We start from the raw sequence: 19,527 nt of genomic DNA, 5'->3' as shown, positions 1-19,527 counted from the left end.
CAAAAAAGCCCCCGCCGCCTTCATGGCAACGGGGGCTTTTTTATGCTGCCTACATCTCGACCTGGGTACCCAACTCAATCACCCGGTTCACCGGTAGATTGAAGAAACGCAGGTTGCCGTTGGCATTCTTCAGCATGAAGGCGAACAGCCCCTCACGCCAACGGGCCATGCCTTCGAGTTTGGAGGCAATGACCGTTTCACGGCTGAGGAAGTAGGTGGTGCGCATCGGGCTGAAGTCCAGGTCATCCAGAGGACACAACTTCAACGCTTGCGGCACGTCCGGCTCGTCGATGAAGCCAAAGTGCAGAATCACCCGGAAGAAACCTTCGCCGTAGGAATCGACCTCAAAGCGCCGGCTCGGTGGCACCCGCGGGATGTCTTCGTACACCACCGTCAGCAGCACCACTTGCTCGTGCAACACCTGGTTATGCAACAGGTTGTGCAACAGTGCATGGGGCACCGCGTCTGGACGGGCGGTCAGGAACACGGCGGTGCCCTGAACCCGATGCGGCGGCTGCACACGGATGCTGCTGATGAAGATCGGCAGAGGCAGGCCGCCCTCGTCCAGTCGATCGACGAGCAGCTCCTTGCCGCGCTTCCAGGTGGTCATCAGGATAAACAGCACAATCCCCGCCAGAACCGGGAAGGCACCGCCCTGAATGATTTTCGGCACGTTGGCGGCGAAGTACAGCCCGTCTACCAGCACAAAGCCAATCAGAATCGGCACCGCCAGCACCGGTGGCCATTTCCACAGCAGTAACATCACCGCCGACACCAGAATACTGGTGATCAGCATGGTCCCGGTCACCGCCACGCCGTAGGCCGAAGCCAGGGCGCTTGAAGATTCAAAGCCAATGACCAGCAGGATCACCCCGACCATCAGCGCCCAGTTCACGGCACCAATGTAAATCTGTCCCTGTTCGGCACTCGACGTGTGCTGAATATACATACGCGGGATGTAACCCAGCTGAATCGCCTGACGGGTCAGGGAGAAGGCGCCGGAAATCACGGCTTGCGACGCGATGACGGTCGCCAGGGTGGATAGCACGACCAGAGGAATCAGCGCCCAGCTGGGGGCCAACAGATAGAACGGGTTACGCGCCACTTCCGGATCACCCAGCAGCAATGCGCCTTGACCGAAGTAGTTCAGCACCAGCGCCGGCAGCACCAGGGCGAACCAGGCACGAGCAATCGGTTTGCGACCGAAGTGGCCCATGTCCGCGTAAAGGGCCTCGGCACCGGTCAACGCCAGCACGACAGCACCCAGAATCGCCAGGCCCATGCCTGGATGCACCGTGAAGAACCGCACACCCCAAATTGGGTTCAGTGCATTGAGGACTTCAGGCTGCTCAATGATGCCGCTGATACCGAGCCCGCCCAGCACCACAAACCACAACACCATGATCGGCCCGAACATCTTGCCGATACGGTCTGTGCCGTGTTTCTGGATCAGAAACAGTCCCACCAGCACCACCAGCGATAGCGGCACGACCCAACGCTCCAGACCGTCAAACGCCAGTTCCAGACCTTCCACCGCCGACAATACGGAAATTGCCGGGGTGATCATGCTGTCGCCATAAAACAGCGCCGCACCGATCAGTCCCAGAATCACCAGCACCGCACGCAGTCTCGGATAAGGCGAAGAGGCACGACGAGCCAGTGCGGTCAGCGCCATGATCCCGCCTTCGCCCTGGTTGTCGGCGCGCAGAATAAAGAGCACGTACTTGATCGAAACAACCCAGATCAGCGACCAGAAGATCAGTGCCAGAATCCCGAATACGCCGTCATGGTTGACCGGAACCCCATAGTGTCCAGAGAAAACCTCTTTGAGGGTGTACAACGGGCTCGTGCCGATATCGCCATAAACCACCCCGACCGCCGCGACCAGCATGCCGATCGGTTTTGCCGCCGAATGCTCAGCGCCCGCCGCCTGACTACTTGCCTGCCCCATCCAAAACTCCTACTACTCAGACCCGGACTTCTTATAAGAAGCACTATGCTTTGCCGTGCAGCATGCGCTGTTTTACTTACGGTTACAGACGTTTTGTTGACTGTAAAAATTCGGTAAAGCGTAACGGCGCGAAGCATAGCGCAGCACTCGTCGTATTTCCCTGCATAAAGCTGGTCAAGTGAGCTTCTCATCGCTAGAATTGCGCACTTTTTGATCAAAGGCGCAACAAAGCGCCCGTTTGTCGCCTTGCCGTCTTCGGCTGCAGGCGTCACAAATACCGAGGTTATACATGTCCACCACTCCTGCGCCGGCCAATCCAAAGGTTGGCTTCGTATCCCTGGGTTGCCCCAAAGCACTGGTCGACTCCGAGCGCATCCTTACCCAGCTGCGCATGGAAGGCTATGACGTTGTGTCCACTTACGAGGACGCCGACGTGGTGGTGGTCAACACCTGCGGTTTCATCGACTCGGCCAAGGCTGAATCGCTGGAGGTGATCGGCGAAGCCATCAAGGAAAACGGCAAGGTCATCGTGACCGGCTGCATGGGCGTCGAAGAAGGCAACATTCGCAAGGTACACCCAAGCGTGCTGGCCGTAACCGGTCCGCAGCAGTACGAGCAAGTGGTCAACGCTGTGCACGACGCCGTCCCTCCGCGCCAGGATCACAACCCGCTGATCGACCTGGTGCCACCGCAAGGCATCAAGCTGACTCCGCGCCACTACGCCTACCTGAAGATATCCGAAGGCTGCAACCATAGCTGCAGCTTCTGCATCATCCCGTCGATGCGCGGCAAACTGGTCAGCCGTCCGGTCGGTGACGTGCTCGACGAAGCCCAGCGCCTGGTCAAGGCCGGCGTCAAAGAGCTGTTGGTGATCTCGCAAGACACCAGCGCCTACGGCGTCGACGTAAAATACCGCACCGGGTTCTGGAACGGCGCGCCGGTGAGAACCCGCATGACCGAACTCTGCGAAGCCCTGAGCACCCTCGGCGTCTGGGTTCGCTTGCACTACGTTTACCCGTACCCGCACGTCGACGAACTGATCCCGCTGATGGCTGCAGGAAAAATCCTGCCGTACCTCGACATTCCGTTCCAGCACGCCAGCCCTAAAGTGCTGAAGGCCATGAAACGTCCAGCCTTCGAAGACAAGACCCTGGCCCGTATCAAGAACTGGCGCGAGATCTGCCCCGACTTGATCATCCGTTCCACCTTCATCGTCGGCTTCCCCGGCGAAACCGAAGAAGACTTCCAATACCTGCTGAACTGGCTGACCGAAGCCCAACTCGACCGCGTTGGCTGCTTCCAGTACTCGCCAGTCGAAGGCGCCCCGGCCAACCTGCTGGACGCGGCCATCGTTCCGGACGACGTCAAGCAAGACCGCTGGGATCGCTTCATGGCGCACCAGCAGGCCATCAGCTCGGCGCGCCTGCAACTGCGCGTCGGTCGTGAAATTGAAGTATTGGTCGATGAAGTCGACGAACAAGGCGCGGTCGGCCGTTGCTTCTTCGATGCCCCGGAAATCGACGGCAACGTGTTCATCGACAACGGCAGCAACTTGAAGCCGGGCGACAAAGTCTGGTGCAAAGTGACCGACGCCGACGAATACGACCTGTGGGCTGAACAGATCTAAACGCAAAAAATACCAAAAGCCCCGCTCTCTTGACGAGATGCGGGGCTTTTTTACGTCTATCGTTTTGGGTACGAAAGGACGCTTATCAACCAGGCTAAAGAGGCAGGCGGGCATGCGCCGACATTCGGTCATTCATACACCGAAACACAGCGACTACGAAGAACTCACCCAGGTGTGGGAAGCATCGGTGCGCGCCACCCATGACTTTCTGCCCGAGAGCTACATCGAACTGCTGAAGAACCTGGTGCTGACCCGCTACCTCGATGCGGTGATGTTGATCTGTACCAAAGACTCGCGCCAGCGCATTACCGGGTTTGCCGGCGTCGCGTCGGGCAAGATCGAAATGCTCTTCATTGACCCGGCCCACCGTGGCCAGGGCCTGGGCAAACAGTTGCTGCGCTATGCCCTGGAGCACATGAACGCCCATGAGCTGGACGTCAATGAACAAAACCCCCAAGCCTTCGGGTTCTACTTCAAACAGGGCTTCGAGGTGATCGGTCGCTCCGAGCATGACGGCATGGGCCAGCCTTATCCGCTGCTGCACATGCGGTTACGTCAAAACCAGCAACGTTCACAGCATGGCTGACACAACGAGGAACCAATGTGGGAGCGAGCTTGCTCGCGAATGCGGTGTGTCATTCAACAGATAATTGACTGATCTACTGCTTTCGCGAGCAAGCCCGCACCCACAAAATGCCGCACGGCGCAAATGGACCCGCGATTAACCGGCGCCAGGCAGGTACAATGCCCACCCCTTTTTTGTTACGGCCCTGTCATGACTGACCCGATTCGTCTCTCCAAACGCCTCATCGAACTCGTCGGCTGTTCCCGTCGGGAGGCTGAGCTGTTCATCGAGGGCGGCTGGGTCACCGTGGACGGTGAAGTCATCGACGAGCCGCAGTTCAAGGTCGACGCCCAAAAAGTCGAACTCGACCCGCAAGCCAAGGCCACTGCACCGGAGCCGGTGACCATCCTGCTGAACGTGCCGGTGGGCATGGACGCGGAAACGGCGATGGCGACCCTCAGCGCCGAGACCCTGAGCGAAGAACACCGTTTCAGCAAACGCCCGCTCAAGGGGCACTTCCTGCGGCTGACCGCCAGCACCGACCTGCAGGCCAACGCCAGCGGTTTGCTGGTGTTTACACAGGACTGGAAGATCCTGCGCAAACTCACCGCCGACTCCGCCAAGATCGAGCAAGAGTATGTGGTCGAGGTTGAAGGCGAGATGGTCGCTCACGGCCTTAATCGCCTGAACCATGGCCTGACCTACAAGGGCAAGGAACTGCCGCCGGTCAAAGCCAGCTGGCAGAACGAAAACCGTCTGCGCTTTGCGATGAAGAACCCACAGCCGGGCGTGATTGCCCTGTTCTGCCAGGCCGTCGGCCTGAAGGTCGTCGCCATCCGCCGCATCCGCATTGGCGGCGTGTCCATTGGCAAGGTGCCGTTGGGGCAATGGCGCTACCTGTCCGGCAAAGAGAAGTTCTAAGACTTCTTACGCCGCCCTACATTTCGGCGCCGCTGATTATGCGGCGCCCACTGCTGAATATCAGGATTGCACACCATGATTCATAACGACGTACTGCGCAGCGTGCGCTACATGCTCGACATCAGCGACAAGAAAGTCATCGAGATCATCAAGCTCGGCGGCATGGACGTAACCCTGGAAGACCTGCTGACGTACCTCGACAAGAAAGAGGAAGACGAGGAAGGCTTCGTACGCTGCCCGGATGAAGTCATGGCGCACTTCCTCGATGGCCTGGTGATCTTCAAGCGCGGCAAGGACGAAAGCCGTCCGCCGCAGCCAATCGAAACACCGGTCACCAACAACATCATCCTGAAGAAGCTGCGCGTGGCTTTCGAACTGAAAGAAGACGACATGCACGCAATCCTCAAGGCCGCCGAGTTCCCGGTGTCCAAGCCTGAGCTGAGCGCGCTGTTCCGCAAGTTTGGCCACACCAATTACCGCACCTGCGGCGACCAGTTGCTGCGCAACTTCCTCAAGGGCCTGACCCTGCGCGTTCGCCCGCAGTAATCACCCACGAACCTTGAGCGGCCGCCATCCCTGTAGGAGCACAGCTTGCTGACGAAGGCGATCTTCAAAACGCCTTCGCCAGCAAGCGGTGCTCCCACAGACGCGCGGGGGCAGTTCAAGGCTGTATAGGCCTTCATTCCTCGCAAAAATAGTGGCTCCGCTTCCCGCGGCTGACGACTAGGGTGTATTGAACCTTAGCCCTCAGGACTCGCCATGCACCCCTACTTTTCCTTGCAAGGCCGCACCGCTCTGGTGACCGGCGGCACCCGTGGTATCGGCAAAATGATCGCCAAGGCTTATGTCGAGGCAGGGGCTACCGTGTACGTCTGCGCCCGGGATGCCGAGGCCTGCAAGCAAACGGCCGATGAGTTGAGCGCATTGGGTCGCTGCCACGCGGTGGCCGCCAATCTGGCGACGGAAGAAGGTGTTCTGCAATTAGCCACACGGTTGGGTGAACAGATTACCCATCTGGATATTCTGGTGAACAACGCCGGCACTACGTGGGGCGCACCGCTGGAAAGCTACCCGATCAAGGGCTGGGAAAAGGTCATGCAGCTCAACGTGACCTCGGTGTTCAACTGTATTCAGCAATTTTTGCCGCTGCTGCGCAAAGCAGGCTCGCCAGCCAATCCCGCCCGGATTATCAACATCGGCTCAGTGGCCGGGATTTCTTCCTTTGGCGAACAGGCTTATGCCTACGGGCCGAGCAAGGCAGCCCTGCATCAACTATCGCGAATTCTGGCGCGTGAACTGGTGAGCCAACACATCAACGTCAACGTGATTGCCCCAGGGCGCTTTCCGAGCAAGATGACGCAGCATATTGGTAATGATGAGAAGGCGCTGGCCGAGGACACGGCGCTGATTCCGATGAAGCGCTGGGGCCGGGAAGAAGAGATGGCGGCGTTGGCGATTAGTCTGGCGAGTACGGCTGGGGCTTATATGACCGGGAATATTATTCCGTTGGATGGTGGGTTTAGCCTCTAGCCCGGCAGTGCGGCCATCGCGAGCAAGCTCGCTCCCACAGGGGATCTGCTGTGTTCACAAATTTTGTGACCACCATCAATTAAATGTGGGAGCGAGCTTGCTCGCGATGACGGACTTACAGGTGCCACCGATACAACGGTCGATCGGGTTATCATGCCCGCCTTCATCCCGCCTCGACCCCAGACCATGACCTACAGCGTTTCCCCCATCGGCTTCGTGCGCTCCTGTTTCAAGGAGAAGTTCGCCATCCCGCGCCAACCGCAACTGGCCCCGGCCGCTCGCGGCGTTCTGGAACTGGTGGCGCCGTTCGATCAGGGCGACGCGGTGCAGGGGCTCGAACAGGTCAGCCATGTCTGGCTACTGTTCCTGTTCCATCAGGCCCTGGAAGAAAAGCCACGCCTGAAAGTCCGCCCTCCGCGCCTCGGCGGCAACAAATCCATGGGCGTGTTCGCCACCCGTGCGACGCATAGGCCCAATGGCATCGGTCAATCCGTGGTGAAGCTGGACAAGGTCGAAGCCAATCGCCTGTGGATATCCGGCATCGACCTGCTGGATGGCACGCCGATTCTCGACATCAAGCCCTATGTGCCTTACGCCGACATCATCGATACCGCCTCCAACAGCATCGCCAGCGCTGCGCCGCATCTGATTCCCGTGCAGTGGACGGACTCGGCGCTGCAACAGGCTCATGGGCATGCTCAGCGTCTTGAAGAGCCGTTGGTGGAGCTGATTGAGCAATGCCTGGCACAAGACCCGCGTCCGGCGTACCAGATGCCTACGCCCGAACGGGAATACGGTGCACAGTTCTGGGACCTGGATGTGCGATGGCATTATCCCGAAGCCGGGGTTATTCGCGTTCTCGAAGTCATCCCCGCAAAAGTCTGAATACCGGAAACGACTGTGGGAGCGAGCCTGCTCGCGAAGGGGGCGTATCAGTCGACATCAATGTTGACTGTCACGCCCCCTTCGCGAGCAGGCTCGCTCCCACAGGTAAAGCAAAGCAGGTGTTCTTACTTCTCGACGAACGCACGCTCGATCAGGTAATCACCCGGCTCGCGCATCCGCGGCGAAACTTTCAGGCCGAAGCTGTTCAACACTTCGCTGGTCTCGTCGAGCATGCTCGGGCTGCCGCACAGCATCGCGCGGTCGTCCTGCGGGTTGATCGGTGGCAGACCGATGTCGCTGAACAACTTGCCACTGCGCATCAGGTCGGTCAGGCGACCTTCATTCTCGAACGGCTCGCGGGTCACGGTCGGGTAGTAGATCAACTTGTCACGCAGGGCCTCGCCGAAGAACTCGTTCTGCGGCAGGTGCTCGGTGATGAACTCACGGTAAGCGACTTCATTGACGTAACGTACACCGTGGCACAGGATCACTTTTTCGAAACGCTCGTAGGTTTCCGGATCCTGAATGACGCTCATGAATGGCGCCAGACCGGTACCGGTGCTGAGCAGGTACAAATGTTTGCCAGGCTTCAAGTCATCCAGCACCAACGTGCCGGTAGGCTTTTTGCTGATGATGATCTCGTCGCCTTCCTTCAGATGCTGCAACTGGGAAGTCAGCGGGCCATCAGGCACCTTGATGCTGAAGAACTCGAGATGCTCCTCCCAGTTCGGGCTGGCAATCGAGTAAGCGCGCATAAGCGGGCGGCCGTTGGGCTGTTGCAGGCCGATCATCACGAACTGACCGTTCTCGAAGCGCAGGCCCGGATCGCGGGTGCACTTGAAGCTGAACAGAGTGTCGTTCCAGTGATGAACACTGAGGACACGCTCGTGGTTCATGTTGCTCATGTACGTGGGACTCCTGGAGATTTTGCCTGCGCCGCTGTGCGCAATTGCATTGCATTCTAATGGCAGCGACAATATCTGTTAAATGGATTATTAAGATAAGGGTTATCGGTTATATCGATATGCGATTTACTCTCCGTCAACTCCAAGTATTCGTCGCCGTCGCCCAGCAGGAAAGCGTATCCCGTGCTGCGGGTCTGCTCAACCTCTCACAATCGGCGGCGAGCACCTCGATCACCGAGCTAGAGCGCCAGTGCAGCTGTCAGTTGTTCGACCGCGCGGGCAAACGGCTGAGCCTCAACGCCCTCGGCAAACAGCTGCTGCCTCAAGCAGTGGCGCTGCTCGATCAGGCCAAGGAAATCGAAGACCTGCTCAACGGCAAGTCCGGATTCGGCTCTTTGGCCGTCGGTGCGACCCTGACCATTGGCAATTACCTGGCCACCTTGCTGATCGGCAGCTTCATGCAGCACCATCCGGAAAGCCAGGTGAAGCTGCATGTGCAAAACACTGCCAACATCGTGCAACAAGTGGCGCACTACGAAATTGATCTGGGTCTAATCGAAGGCGACTGCAACCACCCGGACATCGAAGTACAGAGTTGGGTCGAAGATGAGCTGGTGGTGTTTTGCGCGCCGCAGCATCCGCTGGCCAAGCGCGGCGTGGCAACCATGGAGGAACTGAGCCGCGAGGCGTGGATTCTGCGTGAGCAAGGCTCTGGCACGCGACTGACCTTTGACCAGGCCATGCGCCACCACCGCAGTGCGCTGAACATCCGCCTGGAACTGGAACACACTGAAGCGATCAAGCGCGCGGTAGAGTCCGGGTTGGGGATCGGCTGCATTTCGCGTCTGGCGCTACGGGACGCTTTCCGCCGAGGTAGCCTGGTGCCGGTGGAGACTCCAGACCTGGACCTGGCGCGGCAGTTCTATTTCATCTGGCACAAACAGAAATATCAGACGTCAGCGATGCGCGAATTCCTCGATCTGTGCCGCGCATTCACCGCAGGGGTTCAGCGCAGCGACGAGATCGTGCTGCCCACCATCGCTTAAAGCAGAATCACCGCCCAGACCAGCAGGATTATGCTCAACGCCACGAGCTGAGCGGCACTGCCCATGTCCTTGGCGTTCTTGGACAACGGGTGCCGTTCAAGGGAAATGCGGTCGATGGCCGCTTCCACTGCCGAATTGAGCAACTCAACTATCAACGCCAACAAACACACTGCAATAAGCAGCGCCCGTTCGACCCGGCTGACGTGCAGAAAGAACGAAACCGGGATCAGGATGGCATTAAGCAATACCAGCTGCCGGAAGGCCGCTTCACCGGTGAAGGCGGCGCGCAGGCCGTCCAGTGAATAACCAGAGGCGTTGAGGATGCGTTTTAGGCCGGTCTGGCCTTTGAAAGGTGACATAGAAGTAAGCAACCAAAATGGAGTGGGAAAGCTAGAGTAAAAAAGATCAAAAAAGCGTGAACTGCCGGCGCTTTAGTGGCTTGAAATTGACTCAAGTTGTTGCAGGAGCAGCGCTGCCTGGGTTCGGGTCCGCACATTCAGCTTGCGGAAGATCGCCGTCACGTGAGCCTTGATCGTCGCTTCGGAAACACTCAGCTCGTAGGCAATTTGCTTGTTCAGCAATCCTTCACAGACCATGGTCAACACACGGAACTGCTGCGGTGTCAGGCTTGCAAGGCCTTCGCTGGCGGCCTTGGCTTCATCGGAAACGCTGACGGCTTCGAAGGCCTGAGGCGGCCAGAAAACGTCGCCATCCAACACCGCACGCACGGCTTTTTGAATGACACTCAGGTCGCTGGACTTGGGAATAAAGCCGCTGGCCCCGAATTCACGGGACTTCACCATAATCGAAGCTTCTTCCTGGGCCGACACCATGACCACCGGAATCTGCGGGTACTGACCGCGCAACAACACCAGCCCGGAAAAACCGTACGCCCCCGGCATATTCAGGTCCAGCAGCACCAGGTCCCAATCGGCCTTTTCGTCCAGGCGGGTTTCCAGTTCGGCAATACTTGCCACTTCTACCAGACGGACATCTGGCCCGAGGCCCAGGGTCAAGGCTTGATGCAGGGCGCTACGAAAAAGGGGGTGGTCATCGGCAATCAGGATTTCGTATGTGGCCATCTTTCAAATGATCCTGTTTTTCATGGGACGCCTGATGCATTCAGGCCTCGCCAAAACAACTCGAGGTACAGCCACGGGGCCGCACCAACAGGGCACGTTCAACGCCAATCACGTGGTTATTCACGTAAAAAAACGGCGTATCAAACTTTGGCCGCGCCCTAATCGGCGCCAAGCATGCCCAGCGAAGTCGGGGTGGTCAAGTTACATGGCCCGGCGAACTCTTTGCAGTATGGGCGACTATTCGCATAGGGCGGGAGTTGCGTCCTGAATGAAGGGCATCAACTCGACGTGTGCAGGTGTTGAAACGTTCATTTCAAGTTGATGCTTGGCATCGAGATAATGCTGGCTGAATACGTCGAAGTAAGCGTCCAGTGCCGATGCAGCCTCGACATCGCCCGCCAGATCGAGACACAACGCCGCCACTTCAGCTGTGCATAAATGCTCGCTGCGAGTCGAACGGCGCAACCGGTAGCGCGAGAGCTTCTCGGGCAACAAGCTCAAAATCGGCAAACGATCAAAATACGGGCTTTTGCGGAAAATCTTTCTGGCTTCGGTCCAGGTCGCGTCCAGCAGAATAAATAGCGGCCGCTTGGTGCTGTCGACGTAGACACTGTTTGTCACCCGCTCGGGTTCAACGTATTCACCCGGAAACACCAGGTAAGGTTGCCACTGCGGATCGGACAACAGCGCCAACAGTTGCTGATCGACTTCGGTTCGCGACCAAATGAACGCATGGTTGTCGCGCACCACATCGGCGATCAACCAACCCGTGTTACTTGGTTTGAACACTTCTTTGTTGGTCATGATCAGGCACACGCCGGAGCGGGACTCGACTTGCGGGCGCCAGGCGCACAGGCAATGGCTCTCGATCACACGGCACGCACGGCAACGCGGCGCCCTCCAGCCACGGGCTTGAATCGGCTTGATGCCGTCTTCTTCGCGTTCATCGCGCAAACGGGCAACGGCGTTCGCCGCAAAGTGCGCAGGGGCATGGCTCATTGGAGGCAACACCAGCAAGAAAGGAAAATCGACACAAAAAACACTCGGCAGCACAAAAAGTGTCGGCAGTTTACCAGACCGGTCAGCGCAAGCCTGTACCGTCCAGGCCGCCTCCCCTATAATTCGCCGCCACTGAACGCATAGTCACGTGACGGGTCGAATCACCAGTCACTGAACCAGGAGAGTTTCATGCTGCGCCTTATCGTTCCCACCGCTGCCATTTTGCTGGCGTCTTCCTTCAGCGCTCAGGCTGCTTCCTTGAAAGACATGGAGCTGAACAAAATGCTGCAAAACGTTGCCGTTCAAAGCAGCGTCGGCACTCCACGGGCGATCAACGAAGACATTCTCGATCAGGGCTACACCGTCGAAGGCACAGAGCTGATCAACCACCTCAGCGTTCAGAGCAGCCACGCGGACAAGATGCGTGCTGACCCGAAAGCGGTTTATTTCCAGTTGGGTTCTACCGTGTGCAACAACCCGGGCTTTCGCAAGCTGATGGCCAAGGGCGCAACCATGCGCTACGAGTTCACCGAGATTAAAACCAACCGCCCGGTGGCCAGCGAGCGCTTCAAGGAATCGGATTGCCCGAAAGCCGCACCTGCGAAGAAAAAGTAATCACCGAGAATTGGCGCGCCGTTGTTCATCCTCGGCGCGCAGTTCCGCCACCAGCGCCTGTATGTAACGTGACCGTCGGTCAGCACCCTCCAGGCGTCGACAGCACTCCTCCTCGAGACTCAAATGATTGGTCTCGGCGGACGACTTCAGCAATCGATATAGTCGCGTATCGATCTCCAGAATGATTCTGGTCATGGCTCCCGCCTCCCTGCCCTTCGCCGTTGATTGGCGATAAATCCTTTGAACTGCTGGTACGGCGCGTCTTGCCCTTGACGCAAAGTTGTCGTGTGACGCCTGTCATTTAGTAAATCAGACTGACGGACACCTGGCTTGCGTTCAGACGAGCGGTGAAACCACCTTGCAAATCGTCAATAAGCGGTTGCCAGGAAAGGCATTGCGGCGCAATGATCAAGTCAGCGTAAATCTCTGCGAGGGTCTAGATTCATAGTGTTCTCGTTTATTTTTCGGGGCAGGAAAGGGGCTGCCCGCTACCCGTATTACTGCGCGAATGTTTCCTTCATCCAAGGAAAAAACAGAACCTATATGGCCTGTATGGAAGGAGAAGTTGATGCCTTACCAACCGAATGACCTCCTGAGCCGTCATTTTGAAGAAAGCGGCCACGACCTCATCAACAAGGTCGAAGAGCAACTCAACCTGGTTTCACCCAACAGCCCGAACACCCCCATCTACCGCGACATGATCCTGACTGTGCTGCGCATGGCCCAGGAAGATCACAACCGCTGGAATGCCAAGATCACCCTGCAAGCCCTCCGTGAACTGGAGCACGCTTTTCGTGTGCTGGAGCAGTTCAAAGGGCGGCGTAAAGTCACCGTGTTCGGTTCAGCCCGTACCCCGATAGAACATCCGCTGTACGGCCTGGCCCGAGAACTCGGCGCCGCGCTGGCACGCTCGGACCTGATGGTCATCACCGGTGCCGGTGGTGGCATCATGGCTGCAGCCCACGAAGGTGCCGGCTTGGCCCACAGCCTGGGATTCAATATCACCCTGCCGTTCGAGCAACACGCCAATCCCACCGTCCAGGGCACCACCAATCTGCTGTCCTTCCATTTCTTCTTCACCCGCAAGCTGTTCTTCGTCAAGGAAGCCGATGCGCTGGTCCTGTGCCCTGGCGGTTTCGGCACCCTGGATGAAGCGCTCGAGGTGTTGACCCTGATCCAGACCGGCAAAAGCCCGCTGGTGCCCGTGGTGCTTCTGGACGCTCCGGGCGGAACGTTCTGGCAAAGCGCGCTGGACTTCATACACCATCAACTGGAGGAAAATCGCTACATCCTGCCGACAGACATGAAACTCGTAAGCCTGGTGTACAGCGCCGAAGAAGCGGTGGAACAGATCAACCAGTTCTACAGCAACTTTCACTCCAGCCGCTGGCTTAAACACCAGTTCATCATTCGCATGAATCACCAGCTCAGCGAGCACGCGCTCGAACACATGCAGGTAGCATTTGCCGATCTGTGCCTGAGCGATCATTTCCATCAGCATGCCTACAGCGGAGAGGAGCACGACGAGGCGCAATTCAGCCACCTGGCGCGACTGGCCTTCACTTTCAACGCTCGTGATCACGGGCGCCTGCGCGAACTGGTGGACTACATCAATCTGCCGGAAAACTGGGCACAGCCCAAACCCCAGGCGCAACATCGCACGCGGGAACCGTCAAAGATTACGTGAGGCAAAAAAACGGCCCGCTATCTAAATAGCGAGCCGTTTCATTCAATCGTCCATCCCTCGGCCGCTGAACAAGCGGCTGATCATTTCCATGGAATAACCCCGATAACTCAGGAACCGGCCTTGTTTGGCACGTTCACGGGCGTCTATCGGTAAATGCCCGGAAAACTTGCGTCGCCAGGTGTCTTCCAGTTGTTCCTGCCAGTTGATACCGCTATCGCGCAAGGCGAGCTCGATGTCGATACGTTGCAGGCCCCGCTGGCTCAGCTCTTCACGAATACGCAAAGGGCCATAACCGGAACGGGCGCGATAGGAAACGAAACTTTCGAGGTAACGGGATTCGGACAGGAGCCCTTCTTCCGTCAAGCGATCGAGCGCGGTGTCGATCATTTCAGGGAGGGCGCCGCGCTGACGCAGTTTACGCGTCAGCTCGACTCGACCGTGCTCGCGTCGAGCGAGCAGGTCCATTGCAGTTCGCCGCACCGCGACGAGTGTATCGAGTACGGCGGTCATCGGATCAATCAGATATCAGCGTCAGCCAGGTCATCGGCAGTCTCTTTGACTGGCGATGCTTTGACGTCCGGCGCTGGAGTCAGCAGCTTGTCGCGCAGCTGCTTTTCAAGCGTCGCGGCGATTTCCGGATTGTCCGCCAGGAACTTGGCCGAGTTGGCTTTGCCCTGACCGATCTTGGTACCGTTGTAGGCATACCAGGCACCGGACTTCTCAACGAAGCCGTGCAAAACACCCAGGTCGATCATCTCGCCATTGAGGTAAATGCCCTTGCCGTAAAGAATCTGGAATTCGGCCTGACGGAATGGCGAAGCTACCTTGTTCTTCACAACCTTGACGCGGGTTTCGCTACCAACGACTTCATCACCTTCTTTCACCGCGCCAGTACGACGGATATCCAGGCGAACCGAGGCGTAGAACTTCAGCGCATTACCGCCGGTGGTGGTTTCCGGGCTGCCGAACATCACGCCGATTTTCATGCGGATCTGGTTGATGAAGATCACCAGGCAGTTGGCGTTCTTGATGTTACCGGTGATTTTACGCAGCGCCTGGGACATCAGACGGGCTTGCAGCCCCACGTGCATGTCACCCATTTCGCCTTCGATTTCAGCCTTGGGCACCAGAGCCGCCACGGAGTCGACGATAATCACGTCAACCGCGTTGGAACGCACCAGCATGTCGGTGATTTCCAGAGCTTGCTCGCCGGTGTCCGGCTGGGAAACCAGCAGGTCGTCGACGTTGACACCCAGTTTGCCGGCGTATTCAGGGTCGAGGGCGTGCTCGGCGTCGACGAATGCGCAGGTCGCGCCGGCTTTTTGAGCCTGGGCGATCACCGACAGTGTCAGTGTGGTTTTACCGGAGGATTCAGGACCGTAGATTTCAACGATACGGCCTTTTGGCAGACCGCCAATACCGAGCGCGATGTCCAGACCCAGAGAGCCAGTGGAAATAGCCGGGATCGCCTGACGGTCCTGATCGCCCATACGCATTACGGCACCCTTGCCGAATTGACGTTCGATCTGACCCAGGGCCGCAGCCAAGGCTTTCTTCTTGTTGTCGTCCATTAAAGTCCTCACGTAATCAATAAGGCCTGACGGCCAACACCTGTATAAGTAGCCAGTATTATTCCACAGCGTTTCGGGATCGCCTACCCCTGATTTGAGATTTCTCCAGCAGCATGGCGCAGCAGCCCCTCTAGCGCGGCCTTCACCGTTTGTCGGCGGACCTCGTCGCGGTTACCGGGGAAGTGCTGCACCTCGCTGAACACCTGCTCGCCAACGCCCCAGGCCAGCCATACCGTGCCCACCGGCTTGCCCGGCGAACCGCCATCAGGCCCCGCCACACCGCTGACCGCCACGGCAAAATGCGCCCGGCTTTTTTCCTGCGCACCACGAACCATGGCCTCGACCACCTCGCGACTGACCGCCCCCACAGTTGAAAACAACTCGACCGGGACATTCAGTTGCTGGGTTTTCTGACGGTTGGAGTAGGTGACATAACCGGCCTCGAACCACGCCGAACTGCCCGGAATCCGGGTAATCGCCTCGCTGATCCCGCCACCGGTACAAGACTCGGCCGCAGTGACGTGGGCATTCAGAACCTGCAGGCGCCTGCCAAGTTCAGCGGCCAGTTGGGTGATTTCTTTCACGGTCATCTCCTGATTGAGCGGAATGAGAACTACCGTACACGAGCGTATCGCGCTTGCAAGGCGCTGGATCGATCAAAGTGTTAGCGAGTGAGTGCAAAGGCGGGGGACGCTGTCGAACGGGTCATGAGGCCAGAAATATGCCCTTGGGCTTTCATGCCTGCGTCGGGCGGACTGCCCATGGTAACCTTGCGCCCATCGCGGAAAAGCCGGGTCGATGCCTAACGCCAGTCAGTTAAGAAAATCCCAGGCGAAACGCTCTTGGTAGCAGCTGGCGAAGCCTGCGTTCGGCTGCGCAGCAGTCGTAAAATCAGGCGATGCAGTGTTTCAGAAAGACCTCGCGCTGAGGTTTCACGACTGCTGCGCAGCCGAACGCAGGCTTCGCCAGCTGCTACAGATCGCGTTACGGCTTAACTGACAGGCATTAGGGTCAATGCCCCTCCTTTGCCCTACACCTTTCAACGAATTTGCCTGATTATCCGATGAATAAAGCACTCTCCGATCTGTCCTCCCACACGCCGATGATGCAGCAATACTGGCGCCTGAAGAACCAACACCCCGACCAGCTGATGTTCTACCGCATGGGTGACTTCTACGAGATCTTCTATGAAGACGCGAAGAAGGCCGCCAAATTGCTGGACATCACCCTGACCGCTCGTGGGCAATCGGCCGGTCAGGCGATTCCGATGTGTGGGATTCCTTACCACGCGGCGGAAGGTTACCTGGCGAAACTGGTCAAGCTGGGCGAGTCGGTGGTGATCTGTGAGCAAGTTGGCGACCCGGCCACCAGCAAAGGGCCTGTGGATCGTCAGGTGGTGCGGATCATTACGCCGGGGACGGTGAGTGACGAGGCGCTGCTGGATGAACGTAGGGACAACCTGATCGCCGCGGTGCTGGGAGACGAACGCCTGTTCGGCCTGGCGGTGCTGGACATCACCAGCGGTAATTTCACCGTGCTGGAAATCAAAGGCTGGGAAAACCTGCTGGCGGAACTGGAACGGGTCAATCCGGTAGAGCTGATGATCCCGGATGACTGGCCAAAAGACCTGCCGGCGGAAAAACGTCGTGGGGTTCGTCGTCGTGCGCCGTGGGATTTCGAGCGCGACTCGGCGCTGAAAAGTCTCTGCCAGCAGTTTTCTACCCAGGACCTCAAAGGTTTCGGCTGCGAGAACCTGACCCTTGCCATCGGCGCCGCCGGTTGCCTGCTCAGTTATGCCAAGGAAACCCAGCGCACCGCCCTGCCGCATTTGCGCAGCCTGCGCCATGAACGCCTGGACGACACTGTGGTGCTGGACGGCGCGAGCCGTCGCAACCTGGAACTGGACACCAACCTGGCCGGCGGTCGCGACAACACACTGCAATCGGTGGTCGATCGCTGCCAGACCGCCATGGGCAGTCGTCTGCTAACCCGCTGGCTGAATCGCCCGTTGCGTGATCTGACTGTATTGCTGGCGCGCCAGACCTCGATTACCTGCCTGCTCGACGGTTACCGTTTCGAAAAACTGCAACCGCAGCTCAAGGAAATCGGCGACATCGAGCGGATTCTGGCGCGGATCGGCCTGCGTAATGCGCGTCCTCGTGACCTCGCTCGTCTGCGCGACGCCCTCGGCGCACTGCCCGAGCTGCAAGTGGCGATGACCGAGCTCGAAGCCCCTCACATCATTCAACTGGCAAAAACCACCAGCACCTACCCGGAACTGGCGGCGTTGCTGGAGAAAGCCATCATCGATAACCCGCCCGCCGTCATCCGTGATGGCGGCGTGTTGAAAACCGGTTACGACGCCGAACTGGACGACTTGCAATCGCTCAGCGAAAACGCCGGGCAGTTCCTGATCGATCTGGAAGCACGGGAAAAGGCACGTACAGGCCTGTCCCACCTGAAGGTCGGTTACAACCGCATTCACGGCTACTTCATCGAGTTGCCGAGCAAGCAGGCCGAGTCCGCGCCAGCCGACTACATCCGTCGCCAGACGCTAAAAGGCGCCGAACGCTTTATCACGCCGGAACTGAAGGCGTTCGAAGACAAGGCGCTGTCAGCCAAGAGCCGGGCCCTCGCCCGCGAAAAGATGCTCTACGAAGCGCTGCTCGAAGACTTGATCGCGCAATTGCCTCCATTGCAGGACACCGCCGCCGCATTGGCTGAACTGGATGTGCTGAGCAACCTCGCCGAACGCGCGCTGAATCTCGATCTGAACTGCCCACGCTTCGTCGACGAGCCGTGCATGCGCATCACCCAGGGTCGCCACCCGGTGGTGGAGCAGGTGCTGACCACGCCGTTCGTGGCCAACGACCTGAGCCTCGACGACAACACGCGCATGCTGGTGATCACCGGTCCGAACATGGGCGGTAAATCCACCTACATGCGCCAAACTGCCTTGATCGTGCTGTTGGCCCATATCGGCAGCTTCGTGCCGGCAGCCAGTTGCGAACTGTCACTGGTGGACCGGATTTTCACCCGGATCGGTTCCAGCGATGACCTCGCAGGCGGGCGCTCGACCTTCATGGTCGAGATGAGCGAGACCGCCAACATTTTGCATAATGCCACCGAGCGCAGCCTGGTGCTGATGGACGAAGTCGGGCGTGGCACCAGCACTTTCGATGGTCTGTCCCTGGCGTGGGCTGCGGCCGAACGCCTGGCGCATCTGCGGGCTTACACACTGTTTGCCACCCACTACTTCGAGTTGACGGTTCTGCCGGAAGCCCAGCCTTTAGTGGCCAACGTTCACCTCAACGCGACCGAGCACAACGAGCGCATCGTTTTCCTGCACCACGTGCTGCCGGGGCCTGCCAGTCAGAGCTACGGCCTGGCCGTTGCGCAACTGGCCGGCGTACCGAGCGAAGTGATCGTGCGCGCTCGCGAGCACCTGGGCCGACTGGAAGCCACCGCCCTGCCCCATGAAGTTGCCAAGCCGGCCAAAAAAGGTAAACCTGCAGCGCCACAACAGAGCGACATGTTCGCCAGCCTGCCACATCCGGTGCTGGATGAACTGGCCAAACTTGATCTGGACGATATGAGTCCGCGTCGTGCACTCGAAATGCTCTATACACTAAAGACACGGATCTAACGCACTTGCCTGCAAGCTGTTAGAATCTCGCGCGGTTTGGGATGCTGCTGGCTAATAGCCTGGCCAGCAGACTATCGCTCCCGAACCCGGCGACCCCAACGTGAAGGGGCTCCGCTGCCGCCGCCTGAGGAGAAAATTAGAAATGACCTTCGTCGTCACCGACAACTGCATCAAGTGCAAGTACACCGACTGCGTAGAAGTCTGTCCGGTGGACTGCTTTTACGAAGGCCCGAATTTCCTGGTGATTCACCCGGATGAGTGCATCGACTGCGCACTGTGCGAACCTGAATGCCCAGCCGTGGCCATTTTCTCTGAAGATGAAGTCCCGGAAGACATGCAAGAGTTCATTCAACTGAACGTTGAGTTGGCCGAAATCTGGCCTAACATCACCGAGAAGAAACAACCGCTGCCTGACGCTGAAGAGTGGGATGGCAAGAAAGGCAAGATCAAAGACCTCGAACGCTGATTTCCCCCGCGTTCCCGAAAAGGCCCCCAGG

The 19,527-nt window shown here is 58.4% G+C and carries 20 protein-coding genes; 11 read left to right on the top strand and 9 right to left on the bottom strand.

Features of this window, described 5'->3' with window-relative positions; all coding sequences use genetic code 11:
* Positions 1-49 precede the first annotated feature (49 nt).
* Positions 50-1,951 carry a potassium transporter Kup gene (locus tag ACM6IR_RS03255; protein WP_414906360.1) on the bottom strand — a complete coding sequence of 634 codons (1,902 nt, stop codon included), beginning with the start codon at positions 1,949-1,951 and terminating at the stop codon, positions 50-52.
* Between the two features lie 289 nt (positions 1,952-2,240).
* Between ACM6IR_RS03255 and rimO the strand changes: the two genes are divergently transcribed.
* The 6 genes from rimO to tsaA all read left to right on the top strand — a co-directional run bounded on the left by rimO (position 2,241) and on the right by tsaA (position 7,479).
* Complete coding sequence (gene rimO / locus ACM6IR_RS03250; protein ID WP_414906359.1) at positions 2,241-3,578, top strand: 30S ribosomal protein S12 methylthiotransferase RimO; 1,338 nt, start codon at positions 2,241-2,243, stop codon at positions 3,576-3,578.
* Between the two features lie 112 nt (positions 3,579-3,690).
* On the top strand, positions 3,691-4,164 hold the full coding sequence (locus tag ACM6IR_RS03245; protein WP_414906358.1) for an acetyltransferase: 474 nt from the start codon (positions 3,691-3,693) through the stop codon (positions 4,162-4,164).
* Between the two features lie 189 nt (positions 4,165-4,353).
* Positions 4,354-5,064, top strand: coding sequence for an rRNA pseudouridine synthase (locus ACM6IR_RS03240; RefSeq protein WP_414906357.1), 711 nt, complete (start codon positions 4,354-4,356; stop codon positions 5,062-5,064).
* Between the two features lie 75 nt (positions 5,065-5,139).
* Positions 5,140-5,610, top strand: coding sequence for a DUF1456 family protein (locus ACM6IR_RS03235; protein WP_414906356.1), 471 nt, complete (start codon positions 5,140-5,142; stop codon positions 5,608-5,610).
* 213 nt (positions 5,611-5,823) lie between these two features.
* A complete protein-coding gene (locus ACM6IR_RS03230; protein ID WP_414906355.1) occupies positions 5,824-6,594 on the top strand; it encodes an SDR family oxidoreductase in 771 nt (256 codons plus the stop codon).
* A gap of 186 nt (positions 6,595-6,780) precedes the next feature.
* Positions 6,781-7,479 (top strand): tRNA (N6-threonylcarbamoyladenosine(37)-N6)-methyltransferase TrmO, encoded by a 699-nt coding sequence (tsaA, locus tag ACM6IR_RS03225; protein ID WP_414906443.1) that lies wholly within the window; start codon positions 6,781-6,783, stop codon positions 7,477-7,479.
* 125 nt (positions 7,480-7,604) lie between these two features.
* Here tsaA and fpr read toward each other — a convergent pair whose 3' ends face one another.
* Positions 7,605-8,384 carry a ferredoxin-NADP reductase gene (gene fpr, locus ACM6IR_RS03220; protein WP_003443014.1) on the bottom strand — a complete coding sequence of 260 codons (780 nt, stop codon included), beginning with the start codon at positions 8,382-8,384 and terminating at the stop codon, positions 7,605-7,607.
* A gap of 119 nt (positions 8,385-8,503) precedes the next feature.
* On the opposite strand from fpr, the gene ACM6IR_RS03215 reads away from it, so the two are divergent.
* Positions 8,504-9,430 (top strand): LysR family transcriptional regulator, encoded by a 927-nt coding sequence (locus ACM6IR_RS03215; RefSeq protein WP_414906354.1) that lies wholly within the window; start codon positions 8,504-8,506, stop codon positions 9,428-9,430.
* On the opposite strand, the gene ACM6IR_RS03210 is transcribed toward ACM6IR_RS03215, so the two are convergent.
* The 3 genes from ACM6IR_RS03210 to ACM6IR_RS03200 all read right to left on the bottom strand — a co-directional run bounded on the left by ACM6IR_RS03210 (position 9,427) and on the right by ACM6IR_RS03200 (position 11,511).
* Positions 9,427-9,789, bottom strand: coding sequence for a diacylglycerol kinase (locus ACM6IR_RS03210; RefSeq protein WP_414906353.1), 363 nt, complete (start codon positions 9,787-9,789; stop codon positions 9,427-9,429). The two genes, ACM6IR_RS03215 and ACM6IR_RS03210, sit on opposite strands and share 4 nt — an antisense overlap.
* A gap of 72 nt (positions 9,790-9,861) precedes the next feature.
* Positions 9,862-10,512, bottom strand: coding sequence for a response regulator transcription factor ErdR (gene erdR, locus ACM6IR_RS03205; RefSeq protein ID WP_030127959.1), 651 nt, complete (start codon positions 10,510-10,512; stop codon positions 9,862-9,864).
* A gap of 237 nt (positions 10,513-10,749) precedes the next feature.
* The gene (locus tag ACM6IR_RS03200; protein WP_414906352.1) at positions 10,750-11,511 is read right to left on the bottom strand and encodes a tRNA-uridine aminocarboxypropyltransferase; all 762 of its coding nucleotides are present in this window, start codon (positions 11,509-11,511) and stop codon (positions 10,750-10,752) included.
* Between the two features lie 189 nt (positions 11,512-11,700).
* Between ACM6IR_RS03200 and ACM6IR_RS03195 the strand changes: the two genes are divergently transcribed.
* Positions 11,701-12,126 (top strand): quorum-sensing-regulated virulence factor family protein, encoded by a 426-nt coding sequence (locus tag ACM6IR_RS03195; RefSeq protein WP_414906351.1) that lies wholly within the window; start codon positions 11,701-11,703, stop codon positions 12,124-12,126.
* Here ACM6IR_RS03195 and ACM6IR_RS03190 read toward each other — a convergent pair whose 3' ends face one another.
* Positions 12,127-12,321, bottom strand: coding sequence for a hypothetical protein (locus ACM6IR_RS03190; protein WP_414906350.1), 195 nt, complete (start codon positions 12,319-12,321; stop codon positions 12,127-12,129).
* Between the two features lie 373 nt (positions 12,322-12,694).
* Here ACM6IR_RS03190 and ACM6IR_RS03185 point away from each other — a divergent pair, with 373 nt between their 5' ends.
* Positions 12,695-13,813 (top strand): TIGR00730 family Rossman fold protein, encoded by a 1,119-nt coding sequence (locus tag ACM6IR_RS03185; RefSeq protein ID WP_414906349.1) that lies wholly within the window; start codon positions 12,695-12,697, stop codon positions 13,811-13,813.
* Between the two features lie 42 nt (positions 13,814-13,855).
* Here ACM6IR_RS03185 and recX read toward each other — a convergent pair whose 3' ends face one another.
* The 3 genes from recX to ACM6IR_RS03170 form a co-directional block, all read right to left on the bottom strand.
* Positions 13,856-14,323, bottom strand: coding sequence for a recombination regulator RecX (gene recX / locus ACM6IR_RS03180; protein ID WP_414906348.1), 468 nt, complete (start codon positions 14,321-14,323; stop codon positions 13,856-13,858).
* An 8-nt stretch (positions 14,324-14,331) separates the two neighbouring features.
* A complete protein-coding gene (gene recA / locus ACM6IR_RS03175) occupies positions 14,332-15,384 on the bottom strand; it encodes a recombinase RecA (protein WP_007947175.1) in 1,053 nt (350 codons plus the stop codon).
* Between the two features lie 83 nt (positions 15,385-15,467).
* Positions 15,468-15,968 (bottom strand): CinA family protein, encoded by a 501-nt coding sequence (locus tag ACM6IR_RS03170; protein ID WP_414906347.1) that lies wholly within the window; start codon positions 15,966-15,968, stop codon positions 15,468-15,470.
* 479 nt (positions 15,969-16,447) lie between these two features.
* Between ACM6IR_RS03170 and mutS the strand changes: the two genes are divergently transcribed.
* Positions 16,448-19,030: a DNA mismatch repair protein MutS gene (gene mutS, locus ACM6IR_RS03165; RefSeq protein ID WP_414906346.1), complete on the top strand. Its 2,583-nt coding sequence runs from the start codon at positions 16,448-16,450 to the stop codon at positions 19,028-19,030.
* Positions 19,031-19,172: 142 nt separating this feature from the next.
* Entirely contained in the window at positions 19,173-19,496 is a 324-nt protein-coding gene (gene fdxA, locus ACM6IR_RS03160) for a ferredoxin FdxA (RefSeq protein WP_414906345.1), read from the top strand.
* Positions 19,497-19,527 lie beyond the last annotated feature (31 nt).

The organism is Pseudomonas sp. IT-P253, assembly GCF_949768125.1.
Taxonomy (GTDB): Bacteria; Pseudomonadota; Gammaproteobacteria; order Pseudomonadales; family Pseudomonadaceae; genus Aquipseudomonas.
The sequence above is the reverse complement of the archived record's forward strand: the minus strand, read 5'-3'. Positions and strand labels throughout refer to the sequence as shown.

Coding starts and splice junctions, on each gene's coding strand:
- ACM6IR_RS03255 (WP_414906360.1), bottom strand. CDS start 1,951: ATGGGGCAGGCAAGTAGTCAGGCGGCGGGCGCTGAGCATTCGGCGGCA.
- ACM6IR_RS03190 (WP_414906350.1), bottom strand. CDS start 12,321: ATGACCAGAATCATTCTGGAGATCGATACGCGACTATATCGATTGCTG.
- recA (WP_007947175.1), bottom strand. CDS start 15,384: ATGGACGACAACAAGAAGAAAGCCTTGGCTGCGGCCCTGGGTCAGATC.
- mutS (WP_414906346.1), top strand. CDS start 16,448: ATGAATAAAGCACTCTCCGATCTGTCCTCCCACACGCCGATGATGCAG.
- ACM6IR_RS03210 (WP_414906353.1), bottom strand. CDS start 9,789: ATGTCACCTTTCAAAGGCCAGACCGGCCTAAAACGCATCCTCAACGCC.
- tsaA (WP_414906443.1), top strand. CDS start 6,781: ATGACCTACAGCGTTTCCCCCATCGGCTTCGTGCGCTCCTGTTTCAAG.
- erdR (WP_030127959.1), bottom strand. CDS start 10,512: ATGGCCACATACGAAATCCTGATTGCCGATGACCACCCCCTTTTTCGT.
- rimO (WP_414906359.1), top strand. CDS start 2,241: ATGTCCACCACTCCTGCGCCGGCCAATCCAAAGGTTGGCTTCGTATCC.
- ACM6IR_RS03245 (WP_414906358.1), top strand. CDS start 3,691: ATGCGCCGACATTCGGTCATTCATACACCGAAACACAGCGACTACGAA.
- ACM6IR_RS03240 (WP_414906357.1), top strand. CDS start 4,354: ATGACTGACCCGATTCGTCTCTCCAAACGCCTCATCGAACTCGTCGGC.
- fdxA (WP_414906345.1), top strand. CDS start 19,173: ATGACCTTCGTCGTCACCGACAACTGCATCAAGTGCAAGTACACCGAC.
- ACM6IR_RS03215 (WP_414906354.1), top strand. CDS start 8,504: ATGCGATTTACTCTCCGTCAACTCCAAGTATTCGTCGCCGTCGCCCAG.
- recX (WP_414906348.1), bottom strand. CDS start 14,323: ATGACCGCCGTACTCGATACACTCGTCGCGGTGCGGCGAACTGCAATG.
- fpr (WP_003443014.1), bottom strand. CDS start 8,384: ATGAGCAACATGAACCACGAGCGTGTCCTCAGTGTTCATCACTGGAAC.
- ACM6IR_RS03230 (WP_414906355.1), top strand. CDS start 5,824: ATGCACCCCTACTTTTCCTTGCAAGGCCGCACCGCTCTGGTGACCGGC.
- ACM6IR_RS03200 (WP_414906352.1), bottom strand. CDS start 11,511: ATGAGCCATGCCCCTGCGCACTTTGCGGCGAACGCCGTTGCCCGTTTG.
- ACM6IR_RS03195 (WP_414906351.1), top strand. CDS start 11,701: ATGCTGCGCCTTATCGTTCCCACCGCTGCCATTTTGCTGGCGTCTTCC.
- ACM6IR_RS03235 (WP_414906356.1), top strand. CDS start 5,140: ATGATTCATAACGACGTACTGCGCAGCGTGCGCTACATGCTCGACATC.
- ACM6IR_RS03185 (WP_414906349.1), top strand. CDS start 12,695: ATGCCTTACCAACCGAATGACCTCCTGAGCCGTCATTTTGAAGAAAGC.